Consider the following 13284-nt stretch of genomic DNA (forward strand, 5'->3'; position numbering starts at 1 on the left):
GGCACGTTCCTGCCACGGCCGCCCGCGACACCCTCCGGGAGCGGAAGATCGGGGACATGGCGACAGTCCTGGTCAAGCGGCCCGCGCGGAAACCGGCCCCGGAGATGCCGGCCGGCGAGCTGATGCTGCAACCGCCCCCGGCGATCCCGGCCCCGCCGGGACGGCAGTGGGCGCAGGTGTTCACTGTGCTGCCGATGCTCGCCATGATGGCGTCGACGCTGCTGCTCTACTCCGGCAACCTCGGCGGTTCCATCCGGTTCGTGGTCTACGGGCTGATGGGCGTCGGGATGCTGGGGATGGTCTTCACCGGCCTGCTGCAGGGCGGCGGCCCGAGCAAGCGGGAAATGGGGCAGGCCAGGCGGAAGTACCTGCGGCATCTGGCACAGCACCGGGTGCGGCTGCGACGGGCGGTGCGCCGCCAGCGCACGGCCATGGACTACCTCCACCCGGAGCCGGCGGCGTTGTGGTCGCTCGCGGCGAGCTATCGGCTGTGGGAGCGGCGCAAGGACGACGAGGATTTCGCCGTGGCCCGGATCGGGCGCGGTCCGCAGGGGCCGGCGCTCGCGCTCGTCGCACCGGACACGCTGCCGCTCGAAGAACTCGAACCGTTGTCGGCGCTGGCGTTGCGGCGGTTCCTCGCCACCCATCGCACGGTCGACGGGCTGCCGCTGGCGATCGCGGTCAACGGGTTCAGCCGGATCCACGTGCGCGGGGACCGCGCCGCGGCGCTCGGCATGCTGCGTGCGGTGCTGGCACAGCTCGCCGCGCTGCAGTCGCCCGACGATCTGCGGATCGCGGTGTGCGTGAGCGAGGACCGGCGCGCCGACTGGGAATGGCTTAAGTGGCTCCCGCATTCCCTGCACCCGGCGCGTACCGACGCGCTCGGCCCGCTGCGGCTGGTCGTTCCGGCGGTGTCGGCGCTGGAGGCGATGCTGGAGGAGGAACTGGGCGCCCGCCCGCGGTTCGATCCCGACCAGCAGGTCAGCGTGCCCGGGCCGTATCTGGTCGTGGTGCTCGACGGCGGCGAGGTCGCCGGGTCGGACCACCTGATGACCGGCGGCGGCGTGGAGGGCGTCACGGTGTTCGACCTGTCGACTCCGCCGCCCCGGGTGCCCGCCCGGACTTCCGTGCTGCTGTCGGTCGGGGCCGACGGCGCGCTTTCCAGCCGGACGGCGGAGGGCGAAGCGCGGCTCGGCGAGGCGGATTTCCTCGACGCCGCCGCGGCGGAGGGCCTGGCGCGGCAGCTCGCGCCGCTGCGGCTCAGCTCGGGGATCCGCGACGCGCCGATGAGTTCCGAACTCGGCCTCGCCGACCTGCTGGGACTGGGCGACCCGTACGAGCTCGCGGCCGAGGACGCCTGGGCGCCGCGGCCGAACCGCGACCGGCTGCGGATCCGGTTCGGCATCCAGGAGGACGGCGCCCCGATCGACCTCGACCTGAAGGAGTCGGCGCAGGAGGGCATGGGCCCGCACGGGCTCCTGATCGGGGCCACCGGCTCCGGCAAGTCCGAACTGCTGCGCACGCTCGTGCTGGCGCTGGCGATCACGCATCCGCCGAGTTCGCTGAACTTCGCGCTGATCGACTTCAAGGGAGGCGCGACCTTCACCCGGCTCGACAAGCTGCCGCACACCAGCGCGGTGATCACCAACCTCGCCGAGGAACTGCACCTGGTCGACCGGATGACCGACGCGATCAACGGCGAGCTGATCCGGCGCCAGGAACTGCTGCGCGCGGCCGGGAACTTCTCCTCGCTGCGCGACTACGAGAAAGCCCGCCAGGCCGGGGCGCCGCTGCCGGAGGTGCCCACGCTCCTGGTCATCTGCGACGAGTTCTCCGAACTCCTTTCCGCCAAGCCGGATTTCATCGACATGTTCGTCCAGATCGGACGGCTGGGCCGCTCGCTCGGCGTGCACCTGCTGCTCGCGTCGCAGCGGCTGGACGAGGGACGGCTGCGCGGGCTGGAAGGCCACCTCTCCTACCGGATCGGCCTGCGGACGTTCTCCGAGATGGAGAGCAGGGCGGTGCTCGGCGTGCCGGACGCGTTCAAGCTGCCGAGGGCCCCGGGGAACGGCTTCCTCAAGGTGGGCACGGACTCGATGGTGCGGTTCCGCTCGGCCTACGTGTCCGGCGTGCACCGGCGGATCAGCCAGTCCGGCGGACCGGCCGGGCCGCCGGAAGACCTGGTGCTGCACGAATACACGACCGCTTACCACGCTCCCGCGATCGACGCCGGGGACGCCGCCGAACCCGAGCCGGAAGCCGACGCCGCGGTCGGCGAGACGCTGCTGGACATCATGGTCGACCGGCTGGTCGGCCGCGGCACGCCCGCGCACCAGGTGTGGCTGCCGCCGCTGGGCGAATCGCCGTCCCTGGACGACCTGCTGCCGGACCTGGTCGCGCACCGCGAGCGCGGGCTGACCGCCAACTCGACGGAACTGGCCGGTGCGCTGCGCCCGGTGCTCGGCCTGGTGGACCGCCCGTACGAGCAGCGGCGCGATCCGCTGAGCCTGGACCTTTCGGGCGCCGCCGGACACGTCGTGGTCATCGGCGGCCCGCGCAGCGGCAAGAGCACGGCCTTGCGCACCTTGATCCTCAGCCTCGCGCTCACGCACACGCCGCGCGAGACGCAGTTCTACTGCCTCGACTTCGGCGGCGGAACGCTCGCGGCGCTGGAAGGGCTGCCGCATCTGGCCGGGGTCGCCGGACGCCTGGACACCGGCGCGGTCCGCCGGACGGTTTCCGAGGTCGCCACGCTGCTCGCCCAGCGGGAGCGGCTGTTCGCCGAGCACAAGATCGACAGCGTCGCGACGTTCCGGAAGCGGAAAGCCGCCGGCGAGTTCCCGGACGACCCGCACGGCGACGTGTTCCTCGTGATCGACGGCTGGCTGACCCTGCGCAACGACTTCGACCAGCAGGAGGAACTGGTCAGCGACATCGCCTCGCGCGGTCTCGCGTACGGGATCCACGTGGTCGCCGCGTGCTCCCGCTCCTTCGACCTGAGGATGAACGTGCGCGACCTGTTCGCCAGCAGGCTCGAGCTGAAGATCAGCGACCCGATCGATTCGATCATCGACCGGCGCGCGGCGATGGGCGTGCCCGCCGAGCGGCCCGGCCGGGGACTGTCGGCGAGCAAGCACCAGATGCTGATCGCGTTGCCGCGCATCGACGGCGGGCACAGCGCCGCCGATCTGCCCGAGGGCCTCGCCGGTCTGGTCGCGGCGATCGCGGAAGCGTGGCCCGGTGCGACGGCGCCGCCGGTCCGGCTGCTGCCGGGAGTGCTGGCCTACGACGACCTTCCCGCCGCGGACGACCTGAGCGGCCCGGACGCCGGGCTCGCGGTCGGCGTGCACGAGCACGACCTTTCGCCGCTGCGGCTGGACTTCGCGAACGATCCGCATTTCTTCGTGCTGGCCGACACCCAGTCCGGCAAGACCTCGTTCCTGCGCACGGTCGCCCGCCGCATCTGCGCGGCGTACACGCCGGAGCAGGCGCGGATCGTGCTGATCGACCACCGGCGCGGGCTGCTCGGCGAGATCCCCGACGAGTACCTGCTCGGCACCGGCACCAACGACGCGCACAGCATCGCGTTGCTGAACGAGGTGGTCACCCGGCTGTCGCGGCGGCTGCCCGGGCCGGACATCACGCCTGAGCAGCTGCGGGCGAAGAACTGGTGGCAGGGCGCGGAAATCTTCGTGCTCGTCGACGACTACGACATGGTCGCCACGCACCAGAACCACCCGCTCATGCCGTTGCTGCCGCTGGCCGCCCAAGCGGGCGACATCGGCCTGCGCGTCGTGCTCGCCCGCCGCACCGGCGGCGCGGGCAAGGGCCTCTACGAACCGGTGCTCAACCGCATGCGCGAGGTCGGCGCGGCCGGCGTGCTGATGTCCGGCGACCGGGACGAGGGCCCGCTGCTCGGCGGGATGCGCGCGCAGGTGCTGCCGCCCGGCCGGGGCTGGCTGGTCGACCGGCGCGGGAACAAGGGGCTGGTGCAGATGGCCTGGTCGCCGCCCCGGGCCTGAGTTGACAGACCACTGTGGACAGACGAGCGGAAACAGGAGAGCGCGATGGCACCACCGGACGTAATGGACGGAATCCCGGCCGAGATGGAGCGGTTCGCCGAGAACGCGGCGAACCTGGTCCGCAACGAGATCCCGGCCGCGGCGACCGGGCGGGGCGGCGGCGGGTGCGCCAGCACGCTGAACGGCCACGAATCCGTGCTGGAGGCCGACAGCGCGACCACCGACCGGCTCTACCGGTTCCTCACCGAGTTCGAGGAGACAGTCAACGCACTGGCGATTTTCGCCCACAACGCGGCGCGGACCTACCACTTCACCGACGAAGCCAACAAGAACGCCCTCGCGAGGGCCGCCTTCGACGACTACACCCGCACAGCGTTCGGCAAGATGACCGGCGCCGGCCTGCCCGCGGTGCTGCCGTCGCTCACGTCCGGGCGCCAGCAGTAGGAAGCGGGCGACCGGGATGACCGACTACCGCAGCATGCAGCTCGGCGAACTCCGCGGCCTGATCGTGGCGGAGTGCGAACAGCACGTGCCCTTGCTCGCCGCCGCCTCGGCGATGTGGGGCGCGATCCGGCCCTGGCTGGCGGAGCGAGCGGCCGAATTGGACCGGATGCGCCTCGATCTCAGCGGCAAGTGGAAGGACTTCGCGGGCAGCGTCTTCGACGCCGAGGCGCTCAAAGCGGCGCAGGCCGCGTTCTCCTGGACCGACGAGATGGCCGGCGGCCCCGAATCGGGCGGTCCGCTGACGACCAGCGCGACCACCGACCAGATCACCGGGGCGATCACCGTACTGATCAAGGGGATCCAGGACGCGCGGGGCTTCGCGGACGCCAAGATCGCGAACCTGCCGTCGAACGCGTCGCAAGCGGACGTGGACCAGGCGCGCAACGACGTCGCCGGCAAGCTGGACGCCCTGGCGCCGCTGTACCAGGAGGTGACGTCGAAGCTGTTCGCCGCTCCCGGCAGGCAACTGTCGGGCGATCCGAAGGCCGGGTTGACCTCGTCCTCGGATCAGCCGGGGCCGGGTTCGGCCACGCCGGTCGACGACGGCGGGAACCCGGCGAATCCGCTGGAAAGCCCGTCCCCGCAGGACGTTCCCGACACCAAGGACCCCGCCGAGGACTCGCCCGAATCGCCGCTGGTCACCGCGAAGAACGCGGCGGACGTGGCGAGCAAGCTCCTCGACCTGGCCAAGAACGCGGGCGGCGCCGGGGGAAACGCCGCGCAGGTGCCCAATCCGGTCAGCAGCACCGCGTTCGACCCCGCCGATCTGTATCAGCCCGCGGACTTTTCCTCGGTCCCGCAACCGGATTCCGGACTGCCGGGACTCGCGGGCGCGGTGGGCGGCGGCGCGGGAGGCGGAATCGGCGGCGGTGGTGTCGGCGGCGGACCGGTCGGGGCGGGCGCGGGCCTTGGCGGCACTGTCCCGCCGAACGCGGCGCAGGCCGGGCTTTCCGCCGGAGCCGCACCCGCCGGGACGGCGACGACGGCCGGGACCGGAAGTACCGGCGGCGGCGGCACGCCGCCGATGTATCCGCCGCAATCCGGGGCCGGACGGGGAGGCTCCGGCTCCGGCGGGATCCGGCCCGGGGCGGCCGAACAGGTCAACGCCGTGCGGTCGCGCAAGACCGACGGCAAGACCGGAGTCGTGCTGGCCGGACGGGAAACCGGCGGCAAGCGCGGGAAACCGGCCCCGGCGAAGGCGCGCAAGAAGCCGCCGCCGCCGGTCGAGCGCGCGGAACCGGTCGAAGTGCTCGACGAAGAGTTGTGGCAGGTCGGCAGCGCCGGCCCGGAACGCAGTTACCGAACCTGAGGAGGGGAAAGATGTCCGACGCGTCGTTCATCAAGGGGGACCCGGAGGCGATGGCGGTGTTCTCCGCGCAGACCAAGGCCCCGGCGCCGCCCGCGTCGCTGGCCAGGCTGGGGGAGCCGGTCAGCCCGCTGGGCACGGTCGAGGGGATCCTGATGGCCGTGCTGGACAAGGCCGCGACCGGCGTGGTCGGCGCCTACATCGGCAACACCAGCGAGGACATGACGACCATTTCGGCGAAGGTGAAGGCCGCCGCCGCCCAGTACAAGGCGACCGACCTGATCAACAGCATCGACCTGGCGACCTCCACGATGAAGGTGGCCGACAAGGGAATCGGCGTCCTGAAGCAGTTCGCGGGCACCGGAACCGGGAAAACCCCGGGCACCGGCGCTGGAACCGGCACCGGCACCGGCGGCGCCTCGCCCGACCACCCGTCCGCCCCGAAATCCGTCTGAAGAGGAGTTGACCGGTGATTCCCTACAACGTGCTGCTTCCCGATTTCCACAAGGCGATGATCGACGCCGAGCAGGCGCACATCCCGACGCTGCGCTCCGCGGCGACGATGTGGTCGGAGGTGCATGCCTGGAGCCAGACCGCCGCCGCCGAACTGCGGCGCAACGCCGGCACCGTGACCCTGGCCGGCTGGCAGGACAAGGCCGCGGATTCGTTCGAGGCCAAGGTCGGCCGGTCGATCGCCGACCTGACGACGTGGAGCGACCGGATCGCCGCGTCGCAGGTCTCGACCCAGCTGAACGCGCTGGCGGACACCCTGCCGGTGACGCAAGGACTGGTCGAAGGCTTCTACGCCGAGTACGCGGCCGCCCGCATGAACCCGCTCACCTGGGAATTGGCGTTGCAGGCCTGGCAAAGCTCCGCGACGGCGATGAACGAGCTGGGCGCGCAGTACGACGGCGCGATGCTGGCCGTGTGCGGGGCGGCGGGCGTGACGAACCCGGCGGACCTGATCCCCAACTTCAACATCTCCTCGGCGGACGCGGTGAAGACGGCGGACGCGGCGGTGAATCTGCTGACCGAAGTGCAAAGCCTCGCCCAGGCAGCGGGAATCGGCGGCGGGTCGGGCAGTTCGCCGGACCTGTCGAAGCTCACCAGCGGCCTGACCGGAGCCGGCGGCGGCACCGGGCACGGACTGAGCTTGGACCCGAAGGATTGGACGTCGGGACAAGGGATTTCGCTCGCCGGGCTGGGTCCGGGCTCGCCGGGCGACCTGGGCGGTGCGCTCGGCGGGATGCCGGGCCTTTCCCCGGCAGGCTCCGCGCCGTCGGCGTCCGGGTTGCCCTTCGGCGCGCTCGGCGCGGCAGGCGCGGGGCTCGGTGCGATGCCCGCGATGCGTTCCACAGCGGCGAAACGGGGCAGCGTGGAACCCGAGGGAGTGGCGAACGGTTCGGCCCGGGGCGGCGCGGGCGGAATGGTGCCGCCGATGACGCCGCACGGCATGGGGGCCGGGACCGCGGGAACCTTGCGGCCCGGCAGCGCGGAGAACACGGATGGTCAATCGGCCAACGGGCGTCGCCGTTCCACCGCCAACGACGGGGTGACGGTCGCGCTTCGGGGCCGGTCCAACGGCGCACCGGACGGGTTCGCGTCGCGGCCCAATCGGTTCGGCGAATCGGGAACCGGCACCGTGGAACTGATCAACCCCGCGGACTAGCTCTGCCGGCCGGACCGAACCCTCGGTCCGGCCGTCAGGCCGCCTGCGGAAAGCGCAGCTCGAAGATCGCTCCGCCTTCATCCGCGTTGTACACCGACAAAACACCACCGTGCGCCTGCGCCACCCAGCGGACGATCGACAGCCCCAGACCGGACGAGCCGCCCGTGCTGCTGAACCGGTCGAACGCGTCCGCGGCAGTCGACGGGTCGATGCCGGGACCGTGGTCGGCCACGGTGACCGTGCCGCCGTAGACCGTGATGTGCACGATCGCTTCCGCGCCCGGCTGCCTGCCGTAGCGGACGGCGTTGTCCAGCAGGTTGCCGACCGCGCGGCGGATCAGGGTCGGGTCGGCGTTCACCTTCGTCGGGGCCGCGGTCACGGTCACCTGCGCGCCGCCGGTGTGCGCGCTCTCGGCGATGTCGGTGACCAGCTGATCGAGCCACACCGGTTGCAGGTTCAGCTGTTCGACGCCCGCCGCGAGCCGGGCCCGGACCAGCAGGCTGTCGATGATGCTGCCCATGTCGGACGCCAATTGCACGGTCCTCGGCAACAGCGCGGCGCGCTGATCCGGGTTCGCCTGGGCGGTTTCGGCCAGCGCGCGCAACGCGGCGACCGGGCTGCGCAGGTCGTGCGCGGTCTCGGCGAGCAGCACTTCCTGTTCCTGCAACGCCGACGCGGCGGGCCGGATCGACCGGCCGGAGAGCAGGTGCCCGGCGAAGCCGAGCACCGCGATCAGCAGCACGCAGCCGCCGACCACCAGCAGCACGAACCGCGTGTGCGCCGACTGCGTGTCGCTGAGGTCGGCGACCGCGACGACGGCCCCGAGGTACTTCCCGGACGGGTTCAGCAACGGCTGCGCGCGCACCAGCACCGACCGGCCGTCGGTGCTGGTCTGGTAGCCCGCGACGGGGCCGCCGGTGCCGATCGCGTCGGCGGCGAGCCCGTTGAGCACGCCGGTGTCCATCGGCACGCAGGTGCGGCCGGACAGGTGCGGCCGGAAGGCCTGGGCGCCGCCGGGCAGGATCGCGAACTGGGGACAGGCGGAGTTCAGCTCGTCGCTGTTGACGAGCGCGAAGCTGACCACGCCGCCGTCGTAGCCGACCTGCCTGCTGACCGCCGACGTGACGCGGTCGAGGCTCGCGGTGACCTCGGCGGTCCCGCGGTCGGCGTCCTCGTTGACGACGATCCAGGCGAGCACGATCAGCCCGATCGCGTTCACCGTGGTGAACAGCGCGGTCAGGACCCAGCGCAGCCGGCGCAACCGGTCGGCGGCGGAGCCGTTCACCGGGCGCCGAACCGGTAGCCGAGACCGCGCACGGCGTGGACCAGTTCCGGTTCCCGCAGCTTGCGCCGCAGCCGCTTCACCACCGCGTCGACCGGATTGGACTTGTCGCCCATCTCCTCCGGGGCGGCGGCCCAGCAGTGTTCGAGCAGTTCCGCCCGGCTCACCGCCTGTCCGGACCGGACGAGCAGGTACTCGAGCACGGCGAACTCCTTGTTCGACAGGGTGAGCAGCACGTCGGCCCTGCGGACCTCGCGCCGCGCGCAGTCCATCACGAGGTCGTCGTGGCGCAGCACCGAGGGCCGGTCCGACCCGCTGCGCCGGCACAGGTTCAGCACCCGCTGGGTCAGTTCGGCCATCGCGAACGGCTTGACCAGGTAGTCGTCCGCGCCGTGCTCGAACCCGGCCACGCGGTCGGCGGGCGAGTCGCGCGCGGTGAGGAACAGCACGGGCGTGTGCCAGCCCCGGCGGCGGAGCGCGTCGACGTAGCCGAGGGAATCGCCGTCGGGCAGCATCCGGTCGAACACCGCGCAGTCGTAGGAGTGCGAGCCGAGCGCTCTTCCGGCGGCGGCGAGGTCTCCGCAGACGTGCACGCCGAGTCCGGCCGCGCCCAGCTGCGCGGCGACCGCGACCCGCATGTTCTCGTCGTCTTCGACGACCATCACCGTTGTCATCCAAACCTCAGGTGTCCCGATGGAAAGTTAGCGCATGCAGTTTCAACTACTCGGTCCGCTCGAGGCGCGCACGTCGAGCGGCACCCGCATCGAGCTGAGGGCGACGAAGCCGGGCGCGCTGCTGGCCGTGTTGCTCCTGCACGCTAACGCCTGGGTCCGGGTCGATCAGCTGATCGCCGGAATCTGGCATGAACAGGCCGTGCCCGCCTCCGCGCTGCGCAATCTGCGCAGCTACGTGTGGCAGTTGCGCCAGGGCGTGGGGGAGCGGCTGGAAAGCCGGCCGGGCGGCTACCGGATCAAGGTGCTGCCGGGCGAGCTGGACACCGAGCTGGTCGAGACGCTGGCCGAAGCCGGCCGTGCGGCGCTGGCCGAGTCGGCGTACGAGACCGCGGCCGAGCGGCTGTCCGCCGCGCTGGGGCACTGGCGGGGAGAGCCGTTCGAAGGTCTCGAGTTCGACGGCGCGCGGGCGGCCGCGGCGAAATGGGAGGAACGGCGCGCCGAGCTCCGGTGCCTGCTCGCCGAGGCGTACCTCGCGTCGGACCGCGCGACGGACGCGATCACGCTGCTGCGCGAGGTCGCCGACCGCGATCCGCTCCGCGAAAGCGCGTGGGCGCGGCTCGTGCTGGCCCTGCAGCAAGCCGGTCGTCCGGCCGAGGCGCTGGCCGTGTTCGAGCACGCGCGGAAGCTGCTGGCCCGCGAACTCGGCTGGGAGCCGGGACCGGAACTCGTTGCCGCGCAGCGCAAGGTGCTGCGGGAACGGCAGCCGGGCACCGGCGCGAAGCTCAGCTTGGTCGCGGGCGGCGGGTCCGCGCCGCGGCCGGCCGGGATCGACGGGCTGCTGGCAACGGCCGCGAGCGAGGTGCTGATCATGTGCGCCACCGTCGGGCCGGGGCCGGCCGAGGTGGTGCGCCGGCTGGGCCAGGCGACGTTGCGGCCCGGCGTGCGCTATCGCTTGCTGTGCCCCGATTCTGCGAGGCTGTCCGGCGCGCTCGGCGGCCTGGCGCTCGCCGGCGCGGACGTGCGGACCGCGGCCGACGTGCCGATGGACGCGCTGGTCGTCGACCGTTCGGCCGCGGTGCTGCCGGACGACCGGGCCGGGCAGGGAAGCGCGGCCGCGGCGGTGTTCCGGCTGCCCGGTGTCGTCGCGGCGACGGCCGGGCTGTTCGACCGGATCTGGCCCGAGGCCGTGCCGCTGATCCCGGCCGGCCTGGCCGACCGGGACGACGCGGTCGGGCTCACCCGCCGCGAGCGCGATCTGCTGACCCTGCTGTGTTCGGGCAGCACCGACGAATCCGCCGCGGCCCGGCTGGACATCTCCGTGCGCACGGTCCGGCGGATGGTCGCCGACATCATGAACCGGCTCGGCGCGCGCAGCCGGTTCCAGGCCGGGGCGAAGGCGGCCGGCCGGGGCTGGCTGATGGCCGAGGCTGGCTGATGACGACGCCGAACGCACGACGGCTGCTGGTCGCCGACCGGCCCGGCGCGTACCCGACGATCGGCGACGCGCTCTCCGCCGCCCCGGACCACGCCGTGATCACCGTCGCCGAGGGCCGGTACCGCGAAGTGCTCGCCCTGTCCGGCCTGCATGTGACGCTCACCGCGGAGGCCGGGGCGCAGGTGATCGTCGACGGTGCCGGAGCGGATCATCCGGTGCTGCACGCGGTGGGCGGATCCCTGACGCTGCAAGGGATCGAGCTGCACGCCGGCGAGTCGGCCGCGTTGTCCGCGGAGAACGTCGAGCTGGTCGTGCGCCGCTGCCTGATGACCGGCGGGCGCGGGCCCGCGGTGCGGATCGAGGGGACGGCGGCGTTCGAACTGACGGGCTGCTCGCTCAAGGCCGTCGAACAGGGCGTGGTGATCGAAGGCAGCCCGGGACGGCTGGTGGACACCGTCATCGAGGAGGTGACTGGTGACGGCGTCGTGATCGGCATGGGGGCCGCGCCGGTCTTGCGCGGCTGCACCGTGACCGATTGCGGACTGCGCGGGGTGTACGTCTACCAATACAGCCGCCCGGTATTGGAGAACTGCGGGATTTCGCGCACCGGCTCGGACGGGATCGCCGTGGCCCAGCACAGCTCGCCGGTCCTCCGTCAGTGCACCGTCCGGGATTCGCGCGGCTTCGGCATCGCGTTCGCGGCCGGATGCGGCGGCGGCATCGAGGAGTGCCGGGCGGAAAACACCGCGGAACCGGGTATTTCCCTGGCAGCGGGCGCGAACCCGGTCGTGGTCGAGGCCACCGGACCGGCCGGCTCCGGCGGCGGGGCCCCGGACGAACTGCTGATCGAACTCGACACGATGGTCGGCCTTCCCCGCGTCAAGGCCGAAGTGCGCTCGCTGGTGGACGAACTGCAGGTCAACGAATGGCGGCGGAACGCGGGACTGCCGGTCGGCGGCGCGAGCCACCACCTGATCTTCGCCGGCGCGCCCGGCACCGGGAAAACCACCGTGGCCCGGCTGTACGGGCGGCTGCTGCAGGCACTGGGGGTGCTGCCGCACGGACAGTTCCGGGAGGTGTCGCGGCGCGATCTGGTCGGCCAGTACATCGGCCACACCGCGGAGAAGACGGCGCTGATCTTCGAGGAGGCCAAGGGCGGGGTGCTGTTCATCGATGAGGCCTACACGCTGTCGCGGGCGGGCTCGGCGGGCGGCGACTTCGGGCAGGAGGCGATCGACACCCTGGTGAAGATGATGGAGGACCACCGGGACGAGGTGGCCGTGATCGTGGCCGGGTACACGAAGGAGATGGCCGGGTTCCTGTCGGCCAACCCCGGGCTCGCGTCGCGGTTCGGCAAGACGATCGAGTTCGAGAACTACACCCCCGACGAGCTGCTCGGCATCATCGGCCGGATGGTCTCCGGCCAGGACTACGAACTCGACGCGGCCGCGGAACCGGTGCTCGTCGACCACTTCGCGCGGATTTCCGGCGACGAGAACTTCGGCAACGCCCGCGACGCGCGGCGGTTGTTCGAGGGCGTGCGGAAGTCGCAGTCGCAGCGGTTGCGGCTGCTCGGCCGGGTGCCGACGCTGGAGGAGCTGCGGAGCTTGAGCATCGCCGACATCGAGGCGGCGGTGGCCCGCTAACCTGGGCTTCGTGCGGGTGCTGGTGGTCGAAGACGATGACAACGTGCGGTTGGCGCTCGACGTTTCGCTGCGCGCCGCCGGATTCGCCGTGGACGCGGTGGCCGACCTGCCGGTCGCCGACGAAGCGCTCTTCGTCAACGCCTACGACTGCGTGGTCTTCGACCGGATGCTGCCCGCCGGCGACTCCCTCCGCTACGTGCAGCACCGGCGCCGGTCCGGCTGGCTGGTGCCGGTGCTGTTCCTGACCGCGCGCGACAGCACCGCCGACCGGGTCGAAGGCCTGAGCCAAGGCGGCGACTATCTCGTTAAACCGTTCGAGATGGCCGAGCTGGTCGCGCGCGTGCGCAGTCTGTGCCGGCTGAGCCCGGCGCCGCGGGCCCGCCCGGCCGTCCTGCGCCTCGGCGACGTGGAACTCGACGCGGGCACGCGCGAGGTGCGCCGCGCGGGCGTGCTGCTCACCTTGGCCCCGAAGGAATTCCTGGTCCTCGAACGCCTGATGGCCGCGGCCGGGGCTCCGGTGCCGCGCAAGGAGCTGATCGAGCACGCGTGGGACCGGATGGCCGATCCGGACTCGAACGTCCTGGAGGTCGTGGTCCGTCAGCTTCGGCGCAAACTGCGGGAACAGACCCTGATCGAGACGGTCCGCGGCGTCGGCTACCGGTTCGCGGGGTAGCGATACCCGTGCCCCGGGGCGCGGTCATCCGGCCGCGCCTCCGACGGCAGGCGTGACGATTCTGCGACACAAC

Annotated in this window: 10 protein-coding genes; 8 read left to right on the plus strand and 2 right to left on the minus strand. The window is 72.2% G+C overall.

All coding sequences use genetic code 11. The features are described from left to right. Nucleotides 1–56 precede the first annotated feature (56 nt). From eccCa to ACZ7SW_RS33650, 5 genes are read left to right on the plus strand one after another with little or no spacing between them, the layout of a single operon-like run. Complete coding sequence (eccCa, locus tag ACZ7SW_RS33630) at nucleotides 57–4022, plus strand: type VII secretion protein EccCa (protein ID WP_470234394.1); 3966 nt, start codon at nucleotides 57–59, stop codon at nucleotides 4020–4022. 45 nt (nucleotides 4023–4067) lie between these two features. Further along, nucleotides 4068–4466: a hypothetical protein gene (locus ACZ7SW_RS33635; protein ID WP_470234395.1), complete on the plus strand. Its 399-nt coding sequence runs from the start codon at nucleotides 4068–4070 to the stop codon at nucleotides 4464–4466. Between the two features lie 16 nt (nucleotides 4467–4482). Then, the gene (locus ACZ7SW_RS33640) at nucleotides 4483–5835 is read left to right on the plus strand and encodes a hypothetical protein (protein WP_470234396.1); all 1353 of its coding nucleotides are present in this window, start codon (nucleotides 4483–4485) and stop codon (nucleotides 5833–5835) included. 11 nt (nucleotides 5836–5846) lie between these two features. Beyond that, the gene (locus tag ACZ7SW_RS33645; protein ID WP_470234397.1) at nucleotides 5847–6287 is read left to right on the plus strand and encodes a hypothetical protein; all 441 of its coding nucleotides are present in this window, start codon (nucleotides 5847–5849) and stop codon (nucleotides 6285–6287) included. A gap of 14 nt (nucleotides 6288–6301) precedes the next feature. Next, entirely contained in the window at nucleotides 6302–7501 is a 1200-nt protein-coding gene (locus tag ACZ7SW_RS33650) for a hypothetical protein (RefSeq protein WP_470234398.1), read from the plus strand. A gap of 34 nt (nucleotides 7502–7535) precedes the next feature. Here ACZ7SW_RS33650 and ACZ7SW_RS33655 read toward each other — a convergent pair whose 3' ends face one another. Further along, a complete protein-coding gene (locus ACZ7SW_RS33655; protein ID WP_470234399.1) occupies nucleotides 7536–8786 on the minus strand; it encodes a sensor histidine kinase in 1251 nt (416 codons plus the stop codon). Continuing rightward, nucleotides 8783–9457 (minus strand): response regulator transcription factor, encoded by a 675-nt coding sequence (locus ACZ7SW_RS33660; RefSeq protein WP_470234400.1) that lies wholly within the window; start codon nucleotides 9455–9457, stop codon nucleotides 8783–8785. Before ACZ7SW_RS33660 ends, ACZ7SW_RS33655 begins: the two co-directional genes overlap by 4 nt. A gap of 34 nt (nucleotides 9458–9491) precedes the next feature. On the opposite strand from ACZ7SW_RS33660, the gene ACZ7SW_RS33665 reads away from it, so the two are divergent. The 3 genes from ACZ7SW_RS33665 to ACZ7SW_RS33675 are packed head-to-tail and all read left to right on the plus strand — an operon-like array spanning nucleotide 9492 to nucleotide 13211. Next, the gene (locus ACZ7SW_RS33665) at nucleotides 9492–10892 is read left to right on the plus strand and encodes a BTAD domain-containing putative transcriptional regulator (protein WP_470234401.1); all 1401 of its coding nucleotides are present in this window, start codon (nucleotides 9492–9494) and stop codon (nucleotides 10890–10892) included. Further along, nucleotides 10892–12538: a right-handed parallel beta-helix repeat-containing protein gene (locus ACZ7SW_RS33670; protein ID WP_470234402.1), complete on the plus strand. Its 1647-nt coding sequence runs from the start codon at nucleotides 10892–10894 to the stop codon at nucleotides 12536–12538. The genes ACZ7SW_RS33665 and ACZ7SW_RS33670 overlap by 1 nt, the downstream gene beginning before the upstream one ends. Nucleotides 12539–12548: 10 nt before the next feature. Then, nucleotides 12549–13211, plus strand: a complete 663-nt coding sequence (locus ACZ7SW_RS33675) for a response regulator transcription factor (protein WP_470234403.1) — start codon at nucleotides 12549–12551, stop codon at nucleotides 13209–13211. Nucleotides 13212–13284 lie beyond the last annotated feature (73 nt).

The sequence above is a fragment of the Amycolatopsis sp. NPDC114484 genome, from assembly GCF_055633755.1.

Coding starts and splice junctions, on each gene's coding strand:
- eccCa (WP_470234394.1), top strand. CDS start 57: ATGGCGACAGTCCTGGTCAAGCGGCCCGCGCGGAAACCGGCCCCGGAG.
- ACZ7SW_RS33635 (WP_470234395.1), top strand. CDS start 4,068: ATGGCACCACCGGACGTAATGGACGGAATCCCGGCCGAGATGGAGCGG.
- ACZ7SW_RS33640 (WP_470234396.1), top strand. CDS start 4,483: ATGACCGACTACCGCAGCATGCAGCTCGGCGAACTCCGCGGCCTGATC.
- ACZ7SW_RS33645 (WP_470234397.1), top strand. CDS start 5,847: ATGTCCGACGCGTCGTTCATCAAGGGGGACCCGGAGGCGATGGCGGTG.
- ACZ7SW_RS33660 (WP_470234400.1), bottom strand. CDS start 9,457: ATGACAACGGTGATGGTCGTCGAAGACGACGAGAACATGCGGGTCGCG.
- ACZ7SW_RS33665 (WP_470234401.1), top strand. CDS start 9,492: ATGCAGTTTCAACTACTCGGTCCGCTCGAGGCGCGCACGTCGAGCGGC.
- ACZ7SW_RS33670 (WP_470234402.1), top strand. CDS start 10,892: ATGACGACGCCGAACGCACGACGGCTGCTGGTCGCCGACCGGCCCGGC.